The 21,762-nt window shown below is 68.9% G+C and carries 26 protein-coding genes; 12 read left to right on the top strand and 14 right to left on the bottom strand.

What is annotated here, in order from left to right:
- Positions 1-10: 10 nt before the first annotated feature.
- Entirely contained in the window at positions 11-976 is a 966-nt protein-coding gene (locus ACILQ5_RS16675; RefSeq protein WP_395657829.1) for an IS481 family transposase, read from the bottom strand.
- 448 nt (positions 977-1,424) lie between these two features.
- Here ACILQ5_RS16675 and ACILQ5_RS16670 point away from each other — a divergent pair, with 448 nt between their 5' ends.
- The 8 genes from ACILQ5_RS16670 (at position 1,425) to ACILQ5_RS16635 (ending at position 5,676) form a co-directional block, all read left to right on the top strand.
- On the top strand, positions 1,425-1,664 hold the full coding sequence (locus tag ACILQ5_RS16670; protein ID WP_395659147.1) for a hypothetical protein: 240 nt from the start codon (positions 1,425-1,427) through the stop codon (positions 1,662-1,664).
- Between the two features lie 321 nt (positions 1,665-1,985).
- Positions 1,986-2,516, top strand: coding sequence for a helix-turn-helix domain-containing protein (locus ACILQ5_RS16665; protein WP_395659146.1), 531 nt, complete (start codon positions 1,986-1,988; stop codon positions 2,514-2,516).
- A 93-nt stretch (positions 2,517-2,609) separates the two neighbouring features.
- On the top strand, positions 2,610-2,849 hold the full coding sequence (locus tag ACILQ5_RS16660; RefSeq protein WP_395659145.1) for a WhiB family transcriptional regulator: 240 nt from the start codon (positions 2,610-2,612) through the stop codon (positions 2,847-2,849).
- A 183-nt stretch (positions 2,850-3,032) separates the two neighbouring features.
- Positions 3,033-3,833, top strand: a complete 801-nt coding sequence (locus tag ACILQ5_RS16655) for a hypothetical protein (protein ID WP_395659144.1) — start codon at positions 3,033-3,035, stop codon at positions 3,831-3,833.
- 85 nt (positions 3,834-3,918) lie between these two features.
- Positions 3,919-4,461 carry a hypothetical protein gene (locus ACILQ5_RS16650; protein WP_395659143.1) on the top strand — a complete coding sequence of 181 codons (543 nt, stop codon included), beginning with the start codon at positions 3,919-3,921 and terminating at the stop codon, positions 4,459-4,461.
- 161 nt (positions 4,462-4,622) lie between these two features.
- Positions 4,623-4,955, top strand: coding sequence for a hypothetical protein (locus ACILQ5_RS16645; RefSeq protein ID WP_395659142.1), 333 nt, complete (start codon positions 4,623-4,625; stop codon positions 4,953-4,955).
- Positions 4,952-5,365 carry a hypothetical protein gene (locus ACILQ5_RS16640; protein WP_395659141.1) on the top strand — a complete coding sequence of 138 codons (414 nt, stop codon included), beginning with the start codon at positions 4,952-4,954 and terminating at the stop codon, positions 5,363-5,365. Before ACILQ5_RS16645 ends, ACILQ5_RS16640 begins: the two co-directional genes overlap by 4 nt.
- A gap of 86 nt (positions 5,366-5,451) precedes the next feature.
- The gene (locus tag ACILQ5_RS16635) at positions 5,452-5,676 is read left to right on the top strand and encodes a hypothetical protein (RefSeq protein ID WP_395659140.1); all 225 of its coding nucleotides are present in this window, start codon (positions 5,452-5,454) and stop codon (positions 5,674-5,676) included.
- A gap of 152 nt (positions 5,677-5,828) precedes the next feature.
- Here ACILQ5_RS16635 and ACILQ5_RS16630 read toward each other — a convergent pair whose 3' ends face one another.
- The 6 genes from ACILQ5_RS16630 to ACILQ5_RS16605 all read right to left on the bottom strand — a co-directional run bounded on the left by ACILQ5_RS16630 (position 5,829) and on the right by ACILQ5_RS16605 (position 10,081).
- Entirely contained in the window at positions 5,829-6,305 is a 477-nt protein-coding gene (locus ACILQ5_RS16630; protein WP_395659139.1) for a hypothetical protein, read from the bottom strand.
- A gap of 176 nt (positions 6,306-6,481) precedes the next feature.
- Positions 6,482-7,057, bottom strand: coding sequence for a hypothetical protein (locus ACILQ5_RS16625; RefSeq protein WP_395659138.1), 576 nt, complete (start codon positions 7,055-7,057; stop codon positions 6,482-6,484).
- A gap of 33 nt (positions 7,058-7,090) precedes the next feature.
- Positions 7,091-8,080, bottom strand: coding sequence for a hypothetical protein (locus ACILQ5_RS16620; RefSeq protein WP_395659137.1), 990 nt, complete (start codon positions 8,078-8,080; stop codon positions 7,091-7,093).
- A 127-nt stretch (positions 8,081-8,207) separates the two neighbouring features.
- A complete protein-coding gene (locus ACILQ5_RS16615) occupies positions 8,208-8,441 on the bottom strand; it encodes a helix-turn-helix domain-containing protein (RefSeq protein ID WP_395659136.1) in 234 nt (77 codons plus the stop codon).
- 310 nt (positions 8,442-8,751) lie between these two features.
- Positions 8,752-9,096 carry a hypothetical protein gene (locus ACILQ5_RS16610; RefSeq protein WP_395659135.1) on the bottom strand — a complete coding sequence of 115 codons (345 nt, stop codon included), beginning with the start codon at positions 9,094-9,096 and terminating at the stop codon, positions 8,752-8,754.
- A 58-nt stretch (positions 9,097-9,154) separates the two neighbouring features.
- Positions 9,155-10,081: a fibronectin type III domain-containing protein gene (locus tag ACILQ5_RS16605; RefSeq protein ID WP_395659186.1), complete on the bottom strand. Its 927-nt coding sequence runs from the start codon at positions 10,079-10,081 to the stop codon at positions 9,155-9,157.
- A 213-nt stretch (positions 10,082-10,294) separates the two neighbouring features.
- On the opposite strand from ACILQ5_RS16605, the gene ACILQ5_RS16600 reads away from it, so the two are divergent.
- Positions 10,295-11,472, top strand: a protein-coding gene (locus ACILQ5_RS16600; protein WP_395659134.1) for an IS3 family transposase whose coding sequence is annotated in 2 segments (ribosomal slippage) — positions 10,295-10,579 and positions 10,582-11,472 — 1,176 coding nt in all. Because the reading frame shifts where the segments join, the coding sequence is not laid out codon by codon here.
- A 544-nt stretch (positions 11,473-12,016) separates the two neighbouring features.
- A complete protein-coding gene (locus tag ACILQ5_RS16595; protein WP_395659133.1) occupies positions 12,017-13,267 on the top strand; it encodes a cytochrome P450 in 1,251 nt (416 codons plus the stop codon).
- 13 nt (positions 13,268-13,280) lie between these two features.
- Here the strand turns inward: ACILQ5_RS16595 and ACILQ5_RS16590 are convergent, their stop codons facing one another.
- Positions 13,281-14,012 carry a sulfotransferase family 2 domain-containing protein gene (locus tag ACILQ5_RS16590; RefSeq protein ID WP_395659132.1) on the bottom strand — a complete coding sequence of 244 codons (732 nt, stop codon included), beginning with the start codon at positions 14,010-14,012 and terminating at the stop codon, positions 13,281-13,283.
- An 81-nt stretch (positions 14,013-14,093) separates the two neighbouring features.
- Between ACILQ5_RS16590 and ACILQ5_RS16585 the strand changes: the two genes are divergently transcribed.
- On the top strand, positions 14,094-14,645 hold the full coding sequence (locus tag ACILQ5_RS16585) for a hypothetical protein (protein WP_395659131.1): 552 nt from the start codon (positions 14,094-14,096) through the stop codon (positions 14,643-14,645).
- Here the strand turns inward: ACILQ5_RS16585 and ACILQ5_RS16580 are convergent.
- From ACILQ5_RS16580 to ACILQ5_RS16570, 3 genes are all read right to left on the bottom strand, one after another.
- Complete coding sequence (locus tag ACILQ5_RS16580; RefSeq protein WP_395659130.1) at positions 14,642-15,475, bottom strand: EamA family transporter; 834 nt, start codon at positions 15,473-15,475, stop codon at positions 14,642-14,644. The two genes, ACILQ5_RS16585 and ACILQ5_RS16580, sit on opposite strands and share 4 nt — an antisense overlap.
- Complete coding sequence (locus ACILQ5_RS16575) at positions 15,472-15,948, bottom strand: DUF456 domain-containing protein (RefSeq protein WP_395659129.1); 477 nt, start codon at positions 15,946-15,948, stop codon at positions 15,472-15,474. Before ACILQ5_RS16575 ends, ACILQ5_RS16580 begins: the two co-directional genes overlap by 4 nt.
- A 102-nt stretch (positions 15,949-16,050) precedes the next feature.
- Positions 16,051-16,284 (bottom strand): hypothetical protein, encoded by a 234-nt coding sequence (locus ACILQ5_RS16570; protein ID WP_395659128.1) that lies wholly within the window; start codon positions 16,282-16,284, stop codon positions 16,051-16,053.
- A gap of 413 nt (positions 16,285-16,697) precedes the next feature.
- Between ACILQ5_RS16570 and ACILQ5_RS16565 the strand changes: the two genes are divergently transcribed.
- Positions 16,698-18,782, top strand: a complete 2,085-nt coding sequence (locus ACILQ5_RS16565) for a type IIA DNA topoisomerase subunit B (RefSeq protein WP_395659185.1) — start codon at positions 16,698-16,700, stop codon at positions 18,780-18,782.
- A 14-nt stretch (positions 18,783-18,796) separates the two neighbouring features.
- On the opposite strand, the gene ACILQ5_RS16560 is transcribed toward ACILQ5_RS16565, so the two are convergent.
- The 3 genes from ACILQ5_RS16560 to ACILQ5_RS16550 are packed head-to-tail and all read right to left on the bottom strand — an operon-like array spanning position 18,797 to position 21,757.
- Entirely contained in the window at positions 18,797-19,288 is a 492-nt protein-coding gene (locus ACILQ5_RS16560; protein WP_395659127.1) for a beta-class carbonic anhydrase, read from the bottom strand.
- A 22-nt stretch (positions 19,289-19,310) separates the two neighbouring features.
- Entirely contained in the window at positions 19,311-21,062 is a 1,752-nt protein-coding gene (locus ACILQ5_RS16555) for an MFS transporter (RefSeq protein WP_395659126.1), read from the bottom strand.
- A complete protein-coding gene (locus ACILQ5_RS16550; protein WP_395659125.1) occupies positions 21,059-21,757 on the bottom strand; it encodes an LppX_LprAFG lipoprotein in 699 nt (232 codons plus the stop codon). The genes ACILQ5_RS16555 and ACILQ5_RS16550 overlap by 4 nt, the downstream gene beginning before the upstream one ends.
- Between the last annotated feature and the right edge of the window lie 5 nt (positions 21,758-21,762).

Below are 21,762 nucleotides of genomic sequence, written 5' to 3'. Positions count from 1 at the left end.
TACCCGGCCATCAGGTTGGTAGCCGGCTGATCGGTGGGAGTCCGCCGAGTGCGCTGTGGCGGCGTTGAGTGTTGTAGTGCTCGAGCCAGGGCGCAAGTGCTGCTGCGCGCTCGAGGTTGCTGGTGAATGGTTGTCGGTAGGCCCATTCGGTGGCGATGGTGCGGTTGTAGCGCTCGACCTTCCCGTTCTGCCAGGGGCAGTGGGGCTTGATGAACAGGTGGCGGGCGCCGATCGCGGCGATCGCCTCGCGCATGTCGCGCGAGAGCTTGTAGGACATGTGGTTGTCGGTGATGACCTGCTCGATTCGGGTGATCCCGGCAGCGGCGAATGCTTCGGCGGCCCGGAGCAGGAACGCCGCACAGGTCGCGCCCTTCTCATCGGGCAGGATCTCTGAATGGGCGTAGCGGGAGTGGTCGTCGATCAGTGAGTGGACGTAGTCGTAGCCGATCTTGGCGCGCTTCTGCTTCGCGGTCTGTCGGTGCGCGGGGCCTGCCTTCCATCCGCCGCCGTCGTGAATTCGCCCGAGCTTCTTGACGTCCATGTGGGCTAGGTCGCCGGGCCGGGGCCGCTCGTAACGGACCGCGGTGACCTTGGAGGCCCGGATCACTTCGCCGGTCATCGGGTCGCACTCACGTAGGTAGGGCACCTGGTGGCGGCGCAGGATGCGCGAGACCGTGCGTGGCGGCAGACCCAGCTCCGGGCCGAGCCAGTCCTGGCCGCGCCGCTCCCGGTGGCGCAGCACGAGCACTCGCTGCTCGACCTCGTGCGAGGTTCGAGTTGGCGAGGAGTGTGGTCGTGAGGACCGGGTCTGCAGACCTGCCTCGCCTTCGGCGGCATAGCGATCGAGCCAGGTCTTCACGCATTTGCGGGAGACCCCCATCGCGGCCGCGATGTGGGCCTGGCGCCAGCCCTGTTGGTGGCGTTGAACGATCAGCAGCCGGCCGTAGACGGTCAGCCGCGCACTACCGTGAGACATGGAACCTCCGGGTGGATGTGGGCCTTAGACAAGCCACACCCCACCCGGAGGTTCTCTTTCACGTCAACGGCCAGGACCGCTACCAACGTCCCGGCCGGGTACATCTAGACCGCGGGAGACGAAATCTCTAATCAAACCTGCTCATCGTCTAGGGACCCTCTGTTGAGCACTACAGCGCGTTACTACAGTGCTCGCGAAAGCACGGTCGGGACGCGTAGGCGCCACGAGGATCACGACCTCAACGACCACAGCGGCCGTCCAGAGGCGGCCGGGGGCCGGGTGAACTCAACCCGGCAGCCCACAAGGCAGGTGAGCTGAGCGCCGTGGAGTGAAGCGGCAGGCACACTCCCCGGTGAGGACGTGCCACAGGTCCGTGCGTACCTCCGCGGACGGATCTCGACGACGTCGCGAAGCGGCGTCGTCTCGTGACCCCTTCACGGAGACCACTGTGGCAACCCCCGAGCACCGTCTCGCGTCCAGCATCGGCGCCCACGAGTCGTGGGCCAACACCAAAGACCGCGCGGCCCGCACAGCGCCAGGCCGCGCGGCTCTTGATCGGAAGTTCCTCGAGCAGGCGGAGGGTGACCCGATCCGCGCCGAGCACCTGCGCAAGGCCTACTTCAAGCGGCTCGCATTGAAGTCGGCTCAGGCTCGCAGGGCGAGGAAGGCCGGCGGTCGCGATGCCTGAAGACGCCGAAGGCCGCCGCCAACCGGCGACGGCCCACGACGCGACCTCAGAATCCGCGTTAACTGTAGGCGCGCAACGTTGCTCGACGCGAGCGCGACGCGCGTGGTATCCGCTGATCCGTCGGCGCGAACGAGCCTTTGACCGAGCGGACTGTTGCACCGACGGTTGTGGATGGTGTGACCGCGGGCACGGCTCGAGGCGCTCGGCCGCGCAACACGCGGCACGTCGCGGTGTTTGGGTCGCGGTTCGGGGCGAGTACGAGTACGAGCTGCTGCCGAAGTCGCCGAAGGTTCGACGTCGCGCCCTCGCGCCCCGTTGGCCATGACGTCGACCGAGACGCATGACCTGGTGCGATGGGCGAACGCCGCCGAGGTCCGCGGAACACGTCAGGTGGGCCGGCACGCGGTTGCGCGGGTGCTGGTTCAGCTCGCGGTGCACGCGGACTCATCGGGCATTGCGTGGCCGTCGCAGGAGACGCTCGCATCTGAGATCAGCGGCGTGACACGTCGGGACGTACGGAACGCGCTCGCTGTGCTCGAGAGCGAGGGGCTAATCCTGCGTGTGGACCGTCGTGGCAGGGCGCAGGCCTACCTCCTAGCCGTCACCGACCGGGCGGGATATCCCGCCAACGAATTGGCGGGGGATCCCGCCAATGACGTTATCCACAATGGGCGGGATACCCCGCCCGTGAAGTGGCGGGCGAACGGGCGGGGGCATGGGCGGGGTACCCCGCCCCAAATGGAATGGAAGCGAACACCACGGGCTCAGGATGGCCCGCGGTGTCCCGGTTGCGGCGGCGCGCTGACCACGGACGGTGAGTGTGTGCCCGGGTGCGGGTGGCGGCCGGCATGATCTGGGACGACGGCATCGGGCCAGAGGCACGCGAGATTTACGACGAGCTCCTCGAGCTAGCTAGTCGAGCAGTCGATCGAGGACGGCAACCCTGTGCCGTGCCTGTCCGACCCGCAGAGCTTCACCGCCGACAAGGCGAAGGACCGCGCGACCGCCGTGCGCGCGTGCCGGCGCTGTCCTGCGATCGAGCAATGCGGCCGGTTCGCCGACCTCAACCGCGAACGGTTCTACGTCTGGGGCGGCCGCGACCGCGGGCCACGCTACGAATGGCACCGCTTCCGCGACACGCCCGGCGACGCGGGCGAGGTGCGCGACCACGGGTCGGGTTCCTAGCATGGGACGCGAACGAAACCGGTACGCCGGCCCGCGACGCCGGACCCGCACCTCGACGGAGGAGCGCGGCACCACCTCGCTACGGGACCACCTACCGCAGACGCTCAGACCGAACCCGCGCACCCCTTCGAGGAGCAGACGCAGGCGGTCCGTCTCGCATCCCTCTCGACCTAGGTGGTCCACATGCGTACCCGACTGACTTACCTCGAGGAGCAGCGCGCCGCGCTCCACTCCGAGATCACGCGGCTCGTCGACGAGCCCGTGCCGAACGACCGTCGCGCTGCCGAAGCCGCGAACGCCCACATCGAGGCCGAGCAGCGCCGCCTCGAGCAGCTCGACGACCAGATCCGGCAGGTCCGCGAAGCGACCGCCGGCGACTCCCTCGAGGGCGAGCTCCGCGAGCGGCTCGGGATGACCGAGCCCGGCGGCTCTGGCCCGGGCCGCTTCCGCCGCGGGTTCTCTCGCGGCGCCGACTCCGTCTACGCCCGCGGCAACGGCGCAAGCTACTTCCGCGACCTCGTGATCTCGACCATGCCGTCCGAGCCCGGGTTCTGCGACGCACAGCGCCGCCTGCAGGACCACGCCCAGGTCATCGCCCGCGCCGCCAACGACCTGCCCGACGAGTTCCGGGCCACCGGTGAGCGCCGCGCGGCCGGCACCGAGACCCGGACCAACCCGAACCGCACCGACGGTCAGGGCGGGTACTTCGTCCCGCCGCTGTGGCTCGTCGACGAGTACGTCGACCTCCTGCGTAACGGCCGCGCGACCGCCGACCGCTGCACCGTCCGGCCGCTGCCACCGGGCACCGACTCGATCAACCTTCCGAAGGTCGCGACCGGCACCGCGACCGGCGTGCAGACCGCGGACGCCGGATCCGTGTCCTCGACGGACCTGACCGACACGTCCGTGACCGCTCCGGTCCGCACGATCGCCGGGCAGCAGGACGTCGCGATCCAGCTCCGAGCAGTCGCCGATCAACTTTGACGAGGTCGTGTTCGCCGACCTGATCGCCGACTACAACCAGCAGCTCTGTGCCTAGGTCATCAACGGGTCCGGCGCGTCCGGTCAGGTGACCGGAATCCTGCCGACGTCGGGCATCAACGCTGTCACCTACACCGACGCGACACCCACCCTGCCGGAGCTCCTCGTCCCGGTTGCGCAGGCCCTCTCCAAGTGCGCGACGGTCGGCAAGCGCACGCCCGACTCGATCGTGCTCTACCCGTCGATCTGGTGGTGGATGACCGCGCAGCTCGACTCGACCAACCGGCCGCTCGTCGACCTCGGCAACGGGCAGAATACGATCACTGTCCACGACACCGACGCTGTCTCGGGCGTCGTTGGCGCGATCGGCAAGGTCCCGATCGTGGTCGACCTGGGGATCCCGACCAACCTCGGCGGCGGGACGAATGAGTCGCGCGTCATCGCCGGCGCGCTGCGCGACACCTACCTGTGGGAAGGCGCACTCCGCACCCGGGTCCTGACCGAGGTGCTCTCGGGGACCCTGCAGGTCCGTCTGCAGGTCTACAACTACGTCGCGTACATGGCGAACCGTCGCCCCGCGGCGCTGTCCGTCGTGTCCGGCACCGGGTTGATCCCGCCGACCGGCTACTAGGCGGACCTGAAAAAGTGTCTACCCGGCGCCGGGTCCGCCTCATTACGGCGAAAGCGTGCCCGAGCGCACCCGTCATCACATGGATGTAGTTCTTCACCCTCTAGGGCGTCTTTCCGATGAGTTGCCCGCGCGCAGACATGCCCGTGGCATAGTCCGTTCCCATGACGGGTGAGGCAAACTTCCAAGTCGGAGTGATCTGGCCCGATGTCGAGGATGTTCCTGTCCTCGCCGCGAACCAGTTCGTCACTCAGCTCGACGCTGGATCTGCCGGCGTGGAGCAAATCGTCTTGATTCTCGGCAACGTGACGCCGCCGCTTGTACTTGGACCGCCCGAGGAGGTCCAGGCGATGCTTGCGGCCGTGGGCGCAGTGTCGGTGAAGGCGCTAGGTCGTTACGCACTGACTCGAGGCCGGCTCGAGGAGCTGATTGAACTACTCCTTCAAGCGCGGCAGAATTGGGATTCTTCGATGGGCGGGCAGGGGGGGCTGCTATGAGCGTTCGGTTGGCTCCGAGTGTTGCATCGGCACCGCGCATCCCGGCTGATCTTCTTGCCGGTTTGGATTGGATCGTGCCCGAGCGTCCAGCCTCGCTTGCTGTCATCGATGTTTCCCCCATGGCGGCGGGAGCTCGGGTCATTGCTGCGGTGGCCGGCCAACATTGGCTATCCGGCGATGCCATCCTTCAGCCGGTGCGCGTCGAACTCAGCGCTCCCGGTGACGGTGCCTTGATCGCGCGCGAGCCCTCGACGGGTATCCATGGCGTAGGCAGCTCTCCGTCCGCAGCACTGAATGACTTGCGAGCTGCGCTCGTCGAGCACCTTGAACTGCTCGAAGCAGCCCCAGCTCTCAGCGACGATCTATCCCGCCAGCTCACCTTCCTTCGCGCGCACGTCCGCACGGCGTAAAGAGCGCGGCGGTGCAGCGCAAGTCGAGTGCGGTCCGAACTGCGCTCGTAACCAAGGGCATGGCGTCAGCCAACAGTCACCACACGATGTTCACCAAGACCATCGACGGCGTGGTCACCCTGGTAACGCGGGTGTCTCACGGTTCTGACGAGATCGGCAATAGTCTCGGCAAGTTGATGGCGAATCAGTGCGCCCTCCATCTCCGCGAGTTCTGGGATCTCGTGGATTGCACGCTGTCGGAAAGCGACTGGGACGACATCGTTCGCGAGCGCTGTGTTGGCGGGAGGAACCCATTCCTGGGGGGTCGCTAGACCCATTCCCAGTCGGCGAGCACTTTCAGCTTCGCTGGGACAGTGGGATTGAAACGCTGCGCAGCCGGTGACTCGATGGGGGCGGGTTGGGCGCCGCGCGTCGGCGGTGTGACCGATCAGTCACATGTTTTTCTACACGGTGGCCGGGGGGGTCAGCGGTCAGACCCATTTGCGCCGGGGCGGGGGCTGCCAGCCCGTTTGACGTAGTTCGCCAGGACTTCGCGCCGCCAATCCTCGCTGAGCGCCGACCAGGATCGGTGGTAGGCCTCGGCCTGTTGAATGCCGAAGTCGCGGGGCAGTTCGTCCGGCATCGGCCTAGTCCCGTGGAAGTAGTTGAAGGCCTTCGCCTGGATCCGCTCTGCGAGTAGGCCGAATTCGGGACTCGAGTGTTCGTAGTTGAGGTGATCTGCCGCGAGTTGCAGGTGCCACGCCGTACTTTCCCTCCGTCTGGCGCTTGCCTCCCGGACTTCGCGCTCAACCTTCCTGGCACCCGGGCCATGGGTTGCCCACCAGTTTTCGACCGAGTCCCAGATCCATCCAAAGGTCCTGGTGATGATCCACAGCACGCCTAGGACCGCGAGTGCAAGTCCGAAGATCAGCTGAAGCCACGCGGGCGCGGGCGTGAACATGCCAGCAGACTAGAGCGCTGAAAGTAGGTCCGGATGGGGACGGGTCGATCGCCAGCGAAATTAGCTTGTGTTCCCCGCGAACGAGCTCGACGCGATCAACCCCTGACACGACGGGGGAGTGGACGCTGCATCCCGAGAGATCAGTTCCCTCATGTCGGACCACGTCTTGGATTTCTCTACACGCCGACAGAGGGGGATGGATCCTCAGCAGCCAAGGGGAGTAGGGCACGGACCGTGACTTCGGCGATCTGTCCGAGCAGCCCACCCAAGGGTGACGCGATGTCATCGTCCTCCCAGTCGCGCAAGACGTCCTCGATGTACTGCTCCTCCTCGGCGCGAGGAGTCTGGAAGTGCACGCCGCCGAAGGCGATCGCTCCGGCCCGAATAATGAGCCTCACTGAGAGTCTTCCGGCGGAGCCGGAGTATGCGATGGGGAACGCCAAGAACGCGTTCAGTGGGAGCGACCGGGCGATCGTCAGACCCTCAACTCGGGGGACGAAGTTCAGGCTGATCAATTGGTTGTTCCCCTTTCGATCGGGGAAGTCGACCTCCGGATAGATGGAGAGCAGCGGGCCGAGGACCTGGAACCGCACCTTGGCCCCGGGGTGTGCTTGCGACAGGAGGTTGGGGGCGTCGAGCAGTAAGAGTCGGAGCAAGCCGGACGCTCGGATCATCTGATACTCGTCCTCGGGATGGGCTGCGCGGTCGGCGAGTTCTTCTACCGCATGCGCGAATAGTCGCTTGGCGTCCATGCCACATGCTGGCGCATTGAGGCGGCTCGTGCCCTACTCATCGAGGTTGGCCAAGAGCAATTGCCAGTTGACGATGTGGAACGTCGAGCCCTGAGCGTTGTCCTCGAACTTGAAGCCGATCGCTCTCAGCCAGCGGTCGAAGATGTCACTAAGAGCCTCGGCGTGACGATCCAAGGTTGGTCGAGGAGTCCTCTCGTTGCCGAGCGGTACTTCGCGCAGCGTCTGGGAGAACTCGGTCCAGTGCGGCTCGACCATCAGCACCCACAAGTCAGAATCGAGAACGCTCGGGGCGAGCTGCTGGCCAGCACCAACCTCTTCGGCGACTACGTATGCGAGCAACTTCCAGGCGTTGTGGGTCTCCTGCATGACCTCATACGAAAGCTTTTGGACGTCCAAGTGATCTTGGTAGTCCTCAACAGTGGCCTGCAGCTTCTCCAGCCAAGCCCTGAGCGAGGCGGGGATGTCGGACCCTGCCCAACCCGTGGGCCCCGCCATAGTCGACGCCGGCGCCTCTGCGCGGTACTCGTCGATGGTCTGGGCTGCGGCGACGAGGAGGTTCCGTCGTGCCCAGGGCTCATTCTCGAAGTTGCCGCTGGCCTCTCCGTGTTGCTCGATCGCTACGTGTTGTGCCTCGTGCAGGAGGGTGTGGAAGATCGACCGGACGTCCGCTTCGTCCTCAATGAGTTCCGGAGCGAACATTGCGGCGTGCAGCAGAACATCGACCGTTGAGTCTGGTCGCGGGATGGTCTTCCCGGCCACGATCCCCGTGTTGCGTTGCAGGTCGTAGTCCTGGTGATACGCGGATTCAGGCTCTCCCCGGTCCTGCACGGAACGTACGAAGTCGCCGGTCAGGACTAACCGCGTTCGATCAGGATCGACACCTGACTTGACTAGTAGCTCCGCGCAGTCCTGCACGAGTGCAGGGACGTCGGTCGTCCCGGATGCGAATCCGATCTGTTCGGGAGCGACGTACTCGAGCACTAGAGCGATCGAGGTCTCTGGCTGCTTTGGTTCGTCAGTCACCCTGTAAGTCTGTGGCTCAAGCGGCCGCGATGGTGGGAGGTTGCATCGCTCTGAGTAAGGACAACAGGTTCATTGCGGTCCTGGCGCGTACCCCCTACCCGCCGTAAGACTAGTCCAACTGCGCGGCCTACTCGGCGCGCTCGACCAGCGTGCTCAGGGGAACGCCGAGTGCTTGTGCCAAGCGCCAGGTGTCGGCGACGTCCTTCGGCCCTTCGCGCTCGATCCGGCCCATCGTGGAGGCAGAGAAGCAGGCCGCAGTTGCGAGCTCGGAACGGGTCATCGCACGGCGCTTGCGCCAGTAGGCAATCTCGGCTCCGAGTGCTGCGGTGAACGCGGCCGCGCCAGATTGAGGGTCCCGCACCGGCCCAGGCTAACGATCGAGCCGCTATCGTTTCGTCATGGGCGCGCTGTCAATCGGTGATATTGCACCGTATGCCGCTTCTCATCGCGCCGTCTGTATCTCTCCAAACCACAGCGCTCAGGCGTCCCTAGTGCGCGACTACCTGGACTGACGGAGACCGCCTCGACAACGTTTCTGCCGACCCTGACCGCGGCCGACAACGGCGGTCCCACGCCTCGCAACGGGGTCAATCGGCCTTACGTCGCGTCAGGCACATGACCTGACGAGCTTCGCCATCCGTCTTGGAAGGCCGCCCGCGCGAGGCGGACGGTCAGTCTCCGGCGTACTCGAATGACCGCTTCTTCGGCTTCTTGTCGACGCAAGTCATGTTGTAGGTGTCTTGGTAGGGGAGCCGGCACCGGAATCCCTGGTACTTGAACGTGAACATGCCTTGGTCGGCGAATGTGTTCGCCTTATCCAACGCCCCGGGAAGCAGCTCCTTGGCCTCCTTGCAGCCCATCCCCTTCACCACGAGTGAGTCGCCGTGCTTGTTGCACTCCTTGCCCGCGGCCCGTGGGGAAGCATCGGCGGCGTTGCCGGGAATGGCCGAGGTCACAGTCAACATCGCGCCCAACAGCAAGGCGGTCACGAGCGAGGCGGCCGGCGTAGTGCGCATGACCGGGATCGTAAGGGCGCGACGGCATCTACGACGCGAAATCGGCAACCTCTTCTCGTCACTTGATCTTGACGGACCGCGCGGGGCTTGCGGGACCGGTTCCGATTGCGTTGACGGCGGCGACGCTGAACTTGTACTTCCCGGGCTTGAGGGCGTTGAGGATAAGTGAAGTCGTCGGAGCAGGCACTCGTTTGCTCTTGCCGGCCCACCTGACGACGTAGCCCGTGACTGGTGACCCGTTCGCGCCAGGAGCTACCCATGTGAGCGTGACGGATCGCCCGCTGACCGCCGCTGCAGGCTTTGAGATTCTCGCTGGAACGCCCGCTGGCGTTACCTGGTTGGACGGCTCACTCGGCGGCGACTGGCCGACCCGGTTCGCAGCCACCACGGTGAACGAGTACGCGGCGCCATTGGTCAGGCCGGTGACGGTACGAGTTGTCACTGAGCCCGCGACCTGGATCGTCTGGCCCCCGGGGCTCACCGTGAGGAAGTAGCCCGTGACTGGCGCGCCTCCATTGTTGGGCGCTGACCAACTCACCCGAGCTGACGTGTCTCCTGGAATGGCGGTCACATTGCTCGGTGCGGAGGGGACAGTCGCTGGCGTGACGCTGTTCGACGGAACGGACGCTGGTGACGTGCCGATTGAGCTCGTCGCGACGACGCTGAATGTGTACGGGGTGCCGTTGTTCAGACCATCGAACAACGCGCTGGTGACAGCACCGCCCACGGTGACCTGCCTGCCGCCTGGCGTCGCGGTCACCGTGTAGCTGTCGATGGGCTGATCGCTGCTCGGTGCTGTCCAATGAACGTCTGCTGTTCCGTCGCCAGCTGTCGCAGTTACGCCTGTTGGTGCGTTAGGCACCGCGTCGCCATACCGAACCATCAATGGCTCGGGGTGGGCAGTGAAGCTGCCGTGATTACCGATGGTGTCGTCGAGGGGGTAGATGAGCACATCCCAGGCACCTGGTGCAACGTTGGCCGGCATGGTCACCGTCCTCTGGTAAGTGCCGTCTTGAGCCGTTCCGCTGAGTCGACTCATCGAACCGAAGCCTTGCGTCTGCGTGGTGGTCTGCGAGGCGAGAAGCATGGTCGGCGTACCAGAGAGCCCGGTCTCATCAGTGACTCGAACGGGTCTGCTGCACGGATCGGTGACATCTGATCTGCGTCGGTATGCGTCGACGCTAGAAGGATGTGCACTGTGCCCAAGCCATTCCCCAAGGAGTTCCGCGAGGACGTGATTCGGGTCTATCGCGATTCGGATGCCTCGATGGCTCAGGTAGCGAAGGACTTCGGCATCTCGGCGTCGTGTCTGAAGCGATGGCTCACGATCGATGACCGGAGGTCGGCGTCGCCCTCAGCGGCTGGCCGGGCCGCCAACGAGTCCGACGCGCTGCGTGAGGCCAACAAGCGGATCAAGCTGCTCGAGCAAGAGAACGAGGTCCTACGCCGGGCGGCCGCGTATCTGTCGCAGGCGCACCTGCCGGGAAAATGATGTACCCGCTCGTCCGCGAGCTTGCCTGTGACGGGATCCCCGTGACGGTGACGTGCCGGGTCCTCAACATCGCCCGCCAGCCCTACTACCGCTGGCTCGCATCACCGGTCACCGACGCTGAACTCACCGCGGCCTACCGCGCGAACGCCCTGTTCGATGCCCACCGCGAGGATCCGGAGTTCGGCTACCGGTTCCTGCTCGACGAAGCCCGCGACGGTGGTGAGTCGATGGCCGAGCGGACCGCGTGGAAGATCTGTTCCGACCAGGGCTGGTGGTCGGCGTTCGGGAAGAAGCGCGGCCGCAACGGCAAGCGTCCTGGGCCACCGGTGCACGACGACCTGGTGCGTCGGGACTTCACCGCCACGGCGCCGAACAACCTGTGGCTGGCCGACATCACCGAGCACTGGACCCGCGAGGGCAAGCTCTACATCTGCGCGATCAAGGACGTCTACTCCAACCGGATCGTGGGCTACTCCATCGACTCACGGATGAAGTCACGGATCGCGGTCTCTGCGCTCGACAACGCCGTCGCCCGCCGCGCGGGCGAGGGCGCCGATGTGGCCGGCTGCGTGCTCCACACCGACCGCGGGTCGCAGTTCAGATCCAGAAAGCTCGTCCACCAGCTCAACCGGCATCGGATGGCCGGCTCCATGGGCCGGGTCGGCGCGGCCGGTGACAACGCCGCCATGGAGAGCTTCTTCTCACTGCTGCAGAAGAACGTCCTCAACCGACGCGTCTGGAACACCCGCGAGGAACTGCGGATCGCGATCGTGACCTGGATCGAGAAGACCTACCACCGCCGCCGTCGACAGGCCGCTCTTGGCCGGTTGACCCCGGTCGAATACGAACTGATCATGGCCCCAGCCGTCATCCAGGCGGCCTAACCGAACCTGTCACCAGTTCGTGCAGCAGCCCCAACGGTGACCGTTACCTGCTGAGGTCCGCTCTCGAGGTTGATCCGATGAGGGGAGTAGTCGAACGACACCAGCGCGGGTGGCTGCACATCTGGAGCTCGAGCCGAAGCGGGTGCTGCGCCCGAGGGAAGACTCAGAATGGCAATGAGGGAGCTGAGGACGGCGATGGCGACACGGCGGCGAGGCACACTTGCACGTTAGAGTTGGAAGCGCGCTCCGTCCGAACTTCGGCGCAAATGACACGAGAAGCATACGAGCGACCAGACCCGGGTCTGGGTGCAGATCTTCAGGACATCGCAGCCGTCGGCACCAGCGTGGCTGCGCAAACGCCGGGGTGGCCTCGCCAGGAGCGGCATTACGCTTTGCATCGTGCGGAGATTGGTGACGTTGCGAGGTCTGCTCTCGGTTGGTGGCACTGCGCGCCACGCCGCTCCCAACCTGTCCGCGTTCGCTGCTCGTGACTACTGCGCTCACGCGCGAGTAGTGCGCGACCAGCTGGACTGAGTCCACCGACGTGGCGGGCCGTGCTGCGCAGGTGCGCGGTGCGGCCCGTTTCGCGTCCCGGCTCTACGCCGAGCAGGCGCGGGGCGCCTGGCACGCCTACGTACGCCGGGCGCCGTTCGCCCGGCTGCGGTTCGCCCCCGGCCGCGACGACCCGTACCCGATCTACGAGCAGATCCGGGCGCGCGGGCCGTTCGTCACGACCCCGCTGGGCAACCTCGCGACCGCCGACCACGCCGTCTGCGAGGAGCTGCTCCGCAGCCGGCGCTGGGGCGTGCAGCCGGAGGGCCAGGACCCGCCGGCCGACTTCGACCTGTCCTTCCTCGACCGCAACCCGCCCGACCACACCCGGCTCCGCCGGCTGGTGGCCCCGGCCTTCGGCCCGCGCCGGATCGCCGGCCTGCGAGCCGGCGTCGAGAAGACCGTCGACGCGCTGCTCGACGACGCCGCCCGCACCGACCGGTTCGACCTGGTCTCCGCCCTCGCGGCGCCGCTGCCGATCGCGGTCATCTGCGACCTGCTCGGCATCCCCGACGCGGACACCGCGGCGTTCAGCCGCTACGGCGCCGCCATCGGCAGCGCGCTCTCCGGGATCCGCTCGCTCGGGCACGCCCGCGAGGTGATGGCCGCGGACGCCGCCATCGACCGGCTGTTCGCGGACCTCTTCGAGCTGCGGCGCCGCGAGCCCGTCGACGACCTGGTCAGCGAGCTGGTCGCGGCCGAGGCCGCCGGCACCATCCGTCCCGGGGAGCTGGCGCCGATGTGCTCCCTGCTGCTGATCGCCGGGTTCGAGACGACGGTCAACCTGGTCGGCAACGCGGTCAACGCGCTGCTCGACCACCCCGACCAGTGGGCGGCGCTGGTGGCCGACCCCGGGCTGGCCGGAGCGGCGGTCCAGGAGACGCTGCGCTGGGACCCGCCGGTCCAGCGCACCGCCCGGGTCTCCTTCGACGAGACCGAGGTCGCCGGCACCCCGATCGCCCGCGGGCGCTGGGTCAACGTCCTCCTCGGCGGTGCCAACCGGGACCCCGCCGTGTTCACCGACCCCGCGACCTTCGACCTCGCGCGCACCGACGCCGGCGAGCACCTCGCCTTCTCCAGCGGCATCCACCACTGCGTCGGGCGGCCGCTCGCCGAGCTCGAGGCCACGGCCGCCCTCCAACGGCTGGCCGAGCGGATGCCGGGGCTGCACCGCGCCGGCGCCGTACGACGCCGCAACGCGACGCTGATCCGGGGACCGCTCGTCCTCCCGGTCGCCGCCTGAGGCCGCCGGTCGCCTACGGCCGGGCGGGGTCGTAGCCGAGGACCTGGAAGTCCTTGCGGTACATCTGCGCGACCGCCGCCTGGAGCTCGGCGGAGTCCAGGAGCGAGGCCGTCCGGGTGGTCGCGGTGCGGTGCCGCGGGGTGGCCGGGACGGTCGGCAGCCCGAGCCGGTCGCAGACGACGGCGAAGTCGGCGTCGAAGGTCTCCAGCCGGCCGACGAAGTCGACCTGCGACAGGTCGAGGAGCCGGGTCTGCAGCGCGAGGTGGGTGTCGGCGTCGGCGAGGTCGTCGAGGTCGTGCCCCGCCGCCCAGGCCGCGAACTCCTCGACGTGCTCGCGCATCCGGACGAGCACGTCGTCGTCGAAGCCGAAGTAGTTGGCGTTGACGACCTTGTCCTGCCAGGTCGACACGAACCGGGGGAGCGGGTGCCGGACGAACCCGAACTTGAAGTAGTCGGCCAGGAGCGCGGTCGGGTAGCGCATCCGGTAGGCGTGGTCGACGTCGAGCACGACGCCGTTGTCCTCGAAGTAGCCCAGCAGCGTCCGGGTGGCGACCTTCGCGACCCGGAACCACACGAAGCGGTGGGCGTGGCTGATCGTCAGGTTGTAGCTGCGCGGCGACAGCTCGCCGGACCGGGCGGCGGGCCGGGCGAGCTGGCGCAGCGCCTGCTTCGCCTCGGGGGTGAGCCGGGCCCGGTTGTCCGGATCGGTCCGCAGCACCTCTGCGGAGATCTCGGGGCCGGCCACGCGCAGAACATACCGGGCGCCGCGTCCCGGGCCGGCGGGGCCGCCTTGCAACCAACGGCGCCCCGGAGGAGTCTCAGGGGCATGAACCTCACGTCTCGGGTCCTCCTCCCGCTCACCGCCGGTGCCACCCTCCTCGGCCTGGCCGTCGCCCCCGCCGCGGCCGAGCGGGCGTCCTACCCCGACCCCGCCGACGTCGGCGGCGCGTCCCTCAACGACGTCCGCCGGGTGACCGTGGACCACACCGACGACGCACTGTCCGTGCGGGTCAAGGTCACCGACCTACGCCGCCACTCGGAACAGGGGCCGGCCGGCCTGACGATCCGGATCGACACCCGCCGGTCGACGGCCGGGCCGGAGTTCCGGCTCACCACCGGGCTCTACGAGGGCACGGACTACCAGCTGGTGCGGATGCGCGACGGCCGCGCCGTCGGCGGTCCGCTGGGCTGCGACCACCGCGTCCACCTCGGGTTCGCCACCGACGTGGTCCGCTTCTCGGCCGCCCGGACCTGCCTGGGCTCGCCCGCGTCCGCGCGGGTCGGCGTCAAGATGACCGACCTGTACGACGGCTCGCACCCGGTCACGGACTGGCTCGGCGAGCCCGGCTCGTGGACGGCCCGGCTGGCGGCCGGCTAGCCCGCGGCCACCAGCACGATCGCCCCGGCGCACAGGACCAGGCCGACCGCCTGGGTCCGGTGCACGTGCTCGCGCAGCACGGTGGCCGCGAGCAGCACCGTGACCGCCGGGTAGAGCGAGGTGATGACGGCGGCGACGGCGAGCAAACCGTGCTGGGTCGCCACCTGGAACAGCCCGGTCGCGAGGGCGCCGAGCGCCCCGCTGAGCAGGCCGCCGAGCGCGTACCGGTTGCTCGGCACCCACTCGGCCCGCAGCACGACCGCGATCGCGATGATCGCCGCGCCCGCGACCAGCTGGTTGAGCGCCAGCGGGAACCACCCGGCCTCCTCCGGGATCTGGGCGAGCGCCGCGAACAGGGTGCCGAAGCCGAGGCCGGCGAGCACACCGTCCACCAGCCCGGAGCCCACCCCGACCGTCGGCCCCGTCACCGGCTCGCGGGAGACCAGCCAGATCGCCGGGAGGGCGAGCAGCACGCCCAGCCAGACCAGCCCGTCGGGCCGCTCCCCGGCCACCAGGCCGGCCAGGACCGGCACCACGACCGCCCCGACACCGGACACGGGGGCGACCACGCCCATCCGCCCCGACGCGAGCCCGCGGTAGAGGAACGCGGTGCCGAACCCGTTCGCGACGCCGGCGAGCACGGCCCAGCCGAGGTCGCCGGCGGTGGGGGAGCCGCCCGTCAGCGCGACCACGACCAGCACCAGCGCCGTACCGCCCAGCTGGGCGACCAGGGCCACCGCCCAGGCACCGGCGCGCCGGGAGAACAGCCCGCCGTTGAAGTCGCCGAGGCCGTAGGAGGCCGCGGCCAGCAGCGAGAGGAGGACGGTCACGTGACGACCACCCCGTAGACCCACACCCAGGTCGCGGCCAGTGCCGCGACCAGCTCGATGACGATGCTGAGCCCGACCGCCCGCAGCGAGTGCACCGTCGACGGCCACGCCTGTGCCGAGCCGACCCGGGCCAGTTCGGCGAGGTAGATGCCGAGGACGAAGCCGAGGAACAGGCCGACGACCGGCACGACGAAGAACCCGACGACCCCGACCCCGACCCCGACCCACTGGGTGGTCGCGGGGATCCCGGCGACCTCGAGGCGCCGACCGGGGACGACGTACTTGACGACCGTGCCGGCCACGACGAGCGCGGTGGCGACCGCGAAGACCGTCCAGGCGGTCGCCCCGCCCTCGGCCACGGCCCAGCCCAGGATCGCGGCCACGACCAGGATCGACCCGGGCAGGATCGGCACCAGGATCCCGAGCAGGCCCACGGCGATCACCAGCGCGGCGATCAGGTCGGCGGCGGTCACCAGGAGACCCTACCCACGCGCTCCAGGGCCGGCCCCGGACGCACCGAGGCCCCGGACACGTGGTCCGGGGCCTCGGGTGAAGTCGGTGGATTCGGGCCTGGCTCAGCGCTCCGCGTCGGGGGCGACGGCCGGGGTGTCGGACAGCCGGTGGGTCTCGTCGACGACGTTGGCGGCGATCTCCTTGAGCTTCTCTCCGTGCTCGCGGGCGTGGTGGGCGCAGAAGAGCAGCTCACCGCCCGACTGGAGCTCCACACGGAGGTAGGCCTGGGCTCCGCAACGGTCGCATCGGTCCGCAGCGCTCAGCGCGGCGGTGGTGGGGGCAACTGCAGTGGTCACATCGGCCTCATTTCTCTCCTGCCTCGGTGTCTGGTCAACGTACTGGCGGGTTCCAAGATTCCCGCCCGTGCGTGGTGCCCGACACCTGATCCAATCACGTGTCCTCTTCCCGCCGCCGGTGGTTTCCATGCGTGGTCACCGGTGGTGTGAAGCAGACGACATGCCTGACGAGTGTGACGCGGCGCGAGGCGACGCGGTGGCGCTTCCCGGCAAACGTCCGCCGATCGTGTCCACATCGTGACCCCGCTCCCAAGGTGCTGGTTGCTGCTGCGCTTCGGGTGGTGCTGATGCTGCTGGTGCTGCCGAGGGTGACGCCGGGGAAGTGACGCTCACGCTAGCCCCGGCCCCGGCAGGCGAGCCTGCACCGCCCTCCGGCGTGTCGCAGGTAGATTCGGAGCCAGCACCCTCATCGGATCGGTAGTAGCAGGAGCCCCACGATCGACAACACGTACAACGCGGCCCATCTCCTCGTCCTCGAGGGCCTGGAGGCGGTGCGCAAGCGTCCCGGGATGTACATCGGGTCGACCGACACCCGCGGCCTCATGCACTGCCTGTGGGAGATCATCGACAACGGCGTGGACGAGGCGCTGGCCGGCGCCGCGCAGCGGGTCGAGGTGACCCTGCACCCCGACGGCTCGGCGGAGGTGCACGACGACGGGCGCGGCATCCCGACCGACAAGGAGCCCAAGACCGGGCTGCCCGGCGTCGAGGTGGTCGCGACCAAGCTGCACGCCGGCGGCAAGTTCGGCGGCGGCTCCTACGTCGCGACCGGCGGCCTGCACGGCGTCGGCCTGTCGGTCGTGAACGCCCTCTCGGCGCGCATGGACATCGACGTCGACCGCTCGCCGTCGCGGCAGGGCCTCTCCTTCCGGCACGGCACGCCCGGGGTGTTCGCCGGCGACGGCCCGGACGCGTCGTTCGAGCCGCGTTCGGGGCTGACCCGCAAGGGCGGCCGCGTCGCCAAGGGCCGGACCGGCACCCGGATCACCTTCTGGCCGGACCGCCGGATCTTCACCAAGGACGCGACGTTCGTCTACGAGGAGCTGATCGGGCGCGCCCGCCAGACGTCGTTCATCGTGCCCGGCCTCGAGCTGGTCATCCGCGACCTGCGCGGACCCGACCCGGTGGAGGAGAAGTTCCGCCACGACGGTGGCATCGCGGAGTTCGCCGACTTCCTCGCCCCCGACGAGCCGGTCTCCGACATCCTCCGTCTCCAGGGCACCGACACGTTCACCGAGACCGTGCCGCTGCTCGACGAGAAGGGGCACATGACGCCGCAGGAGGTCGAGCGCGAGCTGCACGTCGACGTCGCGGTCCGGTGGGGCACCGGCTACGAGACCGTGCTGCGCTCGTTCGTCAACGTGATCGCCACCCCCAAGGGCGGCACCCACGTCAGCGGCTTCGAGCAGGCGGTCACGCGCACCTTCAACGACGTGATGAAGCAGGCGAAGGTGCTCAAGGTCAACGACGACGACGTCACCAAGGACGACGTGCTCGAGGGCATGACCGCGGTGGTGACCGTCCGCCTCGCCGAGCCGCAGTTCGAGGGCCAGACCAAGGAGATCCTCGGGACGCCCGCGGTGCGGACCGTCGTGCGCCGGGTCGTCTCGGCCGAGCTCAAGAAGTTCCTCACCTCGTCCAAGCGCCACGAGAAGGCGCAGGCCAAGCTGGTCATGGAGAAGGTGGCGGGGGCGGCCAAGACCCGGATCGCCGCCCGGCAGCACAAGGAGACCCAGCGGCGGAAGAACGCCTTGGAGTCGTCGGCGCTGCCCTCCAAGCTCGCCGACTGCCGCGCCGCCGACAACGAGCGCACCGAGCTCTTCATCGTCGAGGGCGACTCGGCGCTCGGCACCGCCAAGCTGGCGCGCAACTCGGAGTTCCAGGCGCTGCTGCCGATCCGCGGCAAGATCCTCAACGTCCAGAAGGCCTCGGTCGGCGACATGCTCAAGAACGCCGAGTGCGCCTCGATCATCCAGGTCGTCGGCGCCGGGTCGGGTCGGACCTTCGACCTCGACGCCCGCCGCTACGGCCGGATCATCTTCATGGCCGACGCGGACTCCGACGGCGCCCACATCCGCTGCCTGCTCGCGACGCTGTTCTTCAAGTACATGCCCGACCTGATCGCCGAGGGCCGCGTCTACTCCGCGGTGCCGCCGCTGCACCGGATCGAGATCTCCAACCCGCGGAAGGGCCAGGAGAAGTACGTCTACACCTACTCCGACGCCGAGCTGCAGCGGAAGCTCGCGGAGCTGAAGAAGAAGAACCTGCGCTGGAAGGACCCGGTCCAGCGCTACAAGGGCCTCGGCGAGATGGACGCCGACCAGCTGGCCGAGACCACGATGGACCCACGGCACCGCACCCTGCGCCGGATCACCATCGACGACGCCGACGCGGCGGTGCGGGTCTTCGAGCTGCTGATGGGCTCCGACGTGGCGCCGCGCAAGGAGTTCATCGTCCAGGGCGCCTACGAGGTCGACGTCGAGTCGCTCGACGCCTGAGTCCGGCGCTCCGCTCAGGCCTTCTGGTCGAGCAGCCCGGTGTCGACGTCGTAGATGAACCCGCCGACCTCGACGGTCTCGGGGATCAGCGGGTGCGACGTCACCTTGTGCACGTCCTCGCGGAGCGCGGCGACCTGGTCGCGGACCACGTGGAACTGCTGCCAGGTGGTGTCCACGCCGGCGGAGGCGGTGACCCGCTCGTGCAGCTCCTCCTCGGTGTGGGTCGCGACGGCGCACCGGGTGTGCGGGACGACCAGGATCCGCTCGACGCCGAGCAGGTGCACGCCGAGCACCAGCGCCTCCAGCGCCTGCGGGGTGACCCGGCCGCCGGGGTTGCGGAAGATCTTGGCGTCGCCGGGCTCGAGGCCGACCATGTGCAGCGGAGCGATCCGCGAGTCCATGCAGGTCACGATCGCGACGCCGGCGCGGGCCACGCCGTCGAAGCCGGCCAGGTCGAAGTGGTCCGCGAACTCGCGGTTGGCAGCGATGAGGTCGTCGAAGCTCACGTCTCGGGAGGCTAGCCGACGGCTACCCGGCGGCTCGGAGCAGGTCGCCGGTCGAGACTCCGCGGGTGGCCGCGGTGCGGAACACCACGAGGGCGAGCACCCCCGCGACCGTGGCGCACACCGCGGCGCCGGTGAAGACGGTGTGCTCCTGCGCGATCCCCGCGACCTTCAGCAGGTGGGTGAACTCGTCGCACCTGCTGGCCCCGCCACACACCTCGCGCGCGGTCGGCAGGTCGGCCTGCTCGTGGTAGTAGCGGCGCAGGCCGAGGGTGGTGAGCGCGGAGATGCCGACGAGCATGCCGACCATCCGGGCGACGACGACGAACGCGCTGGCGAGCCCGTGCACGTCGTCCGCGGTGCTGGCGAGCACCGCGGCGTTGACCGGCGCCAGGGCCAGGCCGAAGCCCAGCCCGCCGAGCAGCAGCGGCACGGTGGCGACGGGGTCCTCCAGGCTGGTCAGGTCCCAGGTCGCCATCCAGAGGAACGCCACGGTGGCGCACGCCATGCCGCAGGCGGTGACCACCCCGGCCGGGAACCGGTGGGTGAGGTAGCCGCCCACGACCGCCCCGACGGGGAGGGCGACCAGCAGCCGGACCAGGACCAGGGCCGCCATCAGCTGGGAGTCGGGGTAGACCGTGGTGCGCGCGAACAGCGGGATGTCGATGAGCGCCGCGATCAGGGCCGCGCCCACGAAGAAGCTGACGAGCATCGCGCCCCAGGCAGGGGTACGCCGGAGCGCGCCGGTCGGCACCAGCGGCGACCTCGCCCGGCGCAGGTGGACCACGAACAGGACGGCGGCGACCGCGGCGCCGACGAGGTACCAGACGCCCCGGTCGGAGAAGACCTGCACCTTCGGGTCCGCGGTCGCGAACGCCAGGATGATGCCGGCGAGGGCGACCGCGAGCAGCAGCGCCCCGAGGACGTCGGCCTCCCGGACCGTGCGGGCCCAGTCCCGCAGGTCGACCAGGGGGTGCCGAGCGGTGCAGCAGCGCACGACCAGGAGCACGAGCGAGCCGACCGCGACCAGGCCGAGCGGGGTCAGCCACCGGCCGTCGCCGGCCACCGGGATGAACAGCTGGCCCCAGGTCACGTCGGTCATCAGGACGTCGGGCTCGAGGAAGACCACCACCCCGGTGACGAGGGTGAGCAGGGCGAGCCCGAGGCCGACCCAGTCGAGGCCGTGGTCCCGGGTCGGTCGCTGCGCACCCTCCTCGACCACCGCGACCGACCTGATCGCGGCCGCGAGGACCAGCCCGACGCCCAGGTTGAGCAGGAAGATCGCCCGCCAGTCGGCGACCGCGAGCACCACGGCTCCGACCAGCGGCCCGAGCACGCTGCCGACCTCCTGCACGGCGGAGACGACCCCGAGCGGCACGCCGCGGCGCTCGGCGGGGTAGAGGTCGGCCACCAGGGCGAGCGTCGCCGGCACCAGCCCGCCGCCGCCGACGCCCTGGAGGAAGCGGCCCGTCACCATCGTCGGGAGGTCGTAGGCGAGCGAGGTGACCAGCGAGCCGACCGCGAAGACGAGGAGCGCGGCGACGAGCACCGGCACCCGGCCCCGCAGGTCGGCGATCCGGCCGATGAGCGGCAGCATGGCGACGTACCCGAGCAGGAAGCCGGAGACGATCGGGGCGCCGCGCTGGAGCTGGTCGATGGGGATGCCGGCGCTGCCCATCATGTCGGGCAGCGCGAGCACCACGACGTAGGTGTCGGCCGCGGCGAAGGCCACGGCGACCGCTGCGAGCGCGAGGAGCACTCGCGGCGAGCGGGTCATGGTGCCGTGATGTCCTTCTCGGTGCCGTAGTCGTCGAAGGTGACGGTGTAGGTCATCGCGGGGGCGTTCTCGTAGAAGACGCCGGTGAGCTCCGCCTCGCGGAGCTCGTCGCCGTCGGCGATCTTGTACGTCGCGTCGAAGTCGCCGGACGCGGTCGGGATGAAGTTCTGGACCACGTCGCCGGCGACCGTGCCGGTGTACTCGGTGAGGACCTCCTTGTTGTCCTGCCCACCGCGCACGGTGTCGCCCTCCTGGAGGTCGGTGGTCTCGCCGAGCAGGCTCGAGAAGCCGTTGTCGGGGTCGAAGAGGTGGGCGGGGTCCGGGGCGCCGTACTCGGCCGGGTCGACGTCCTGCCAGCCCGGGGTCAGCGGGAGCTGGACGTAGACCTTGTCGTCGACGGCCACCACGGGCACGTCGAATGCCTGCCCGGAGAGGGTGACGGTGATCGAGCCGTCGAACGCGGGCGCGTGGGTGCCGGTGCCCTCCGCGGCCTCCACCCCGGTGACCCCGTCGGGCAGGTCGTCGGTGTTGAGCGTCAGGTGCACGCCGGAGGTGTCGTCGAGGGTCTTCTTCGCCGCGGCGAGGACCTCGTCGGGGGAGCCTCCGGAGCCGCCGTCCGAGCCGCAGGCGGTCAGGGAGAGCGCCGTCAGGGCTCCGGCGAGCAGGGCGGACGCGGCACGCTTGCGGGGGGACACGGGGG

It is taken from the genome of Nocardioides sp. (assembly GCF_044226305.1).
Classification (GTDB): Bacteria; Actinomycetota; Actinomycetes; order Propionibacteriales; family Nocardioidaceae; genus Nocardioides.
Note: the sequence above shows the minus strand (reverse complement) of the source record. Positions and strands in the feature narration are given on the sequence as shown.

Coding starts and splice junctions, on each gene's coding strand:
- ACILQ5_RS16675 (WP_395657829.1), bottom strand. CDS start 976: ATGTCTCACGGTAGTGCGCGGCTGACCGTCTACGGCCGGCTGCTGATC.
- ACILQ5_RS16665 (WP_395659146.1), top strand. CDS start 1,986: ATGACGTCGACCGAGACGCATGACCTGGTGCGATGGGCGAACGCCGCC.
- ACILQ5_RS16655 (WP_395659144.1), top strand. CDS start 3,033: ATGCGTACCCGACTGACTTACCTCGAGGAGCAGCGCGCCGCGCTCCAC.
- ACILQ5_RS16645 (WP_395659142.1), top strand. CDS start 4,623: ATGACGGGTGAGGCAAACTTCCAAGTCGGAGTGATCTGGCCCGATGTC.
- ACILQ5_RS16640 (WP_395659141.1), top strand. CDS start 4,952: ATGAGCGTTCGGTTGGCTCCGAGTGTTGCATCGGCACCGCGCATCCCG.
- ACILQ5_RS16635 (WP_395659140.1), top strand. CDS start 5,452: ATGTTCACCAAGACCATCGACGGCGTGGTCACCCTGGTAACGCGGGTG.
- ACILQ5_RS16630 (WP_395659139.1), bottom strand. CDS start 6,305: ATGTTCACGCCCGCGCCCGCGTGGCTTCAGCTGATCTTCGGACTTGCA.
- ACILQ5_RS16625 (WP_395659138.1), bottom strand. CDS start 7,057: ATGGACGCCAAGCGACTATTCGCGCATGCGGTAGAAGAACTCGCCGAC.
- ACILQ5_RS16610 (WP_395659135.1), bottom strand. CDS start 9,096: ATGCGCACTACGCCGGCCGCCTCGCTCGTGACCGCCTTGCTGTTGGGC.
- ACILQ5_RS16605 (WP_395659186.1), bottom strand. CDS start 10,081: ATGCCGGCCAACGTTGCACCAGGTGCCTGGGATGTGCTCATCTACCCC.
- ACILQ5_RS16585 (WP_395659131.1), top strand. CDS start 14,094: ATGAACCTCACGTCTCGGGTCCTCCTCCCGCTCACCGCCGGTGCCACC.
- ACILQ5_RS16555 (WP_395659126.1), bottom strand. CDS start 21,062: ATGACCCGCTCGCCGCGAGTGCTCCTCGCGCTCGCAGCGGTCGCCGTG.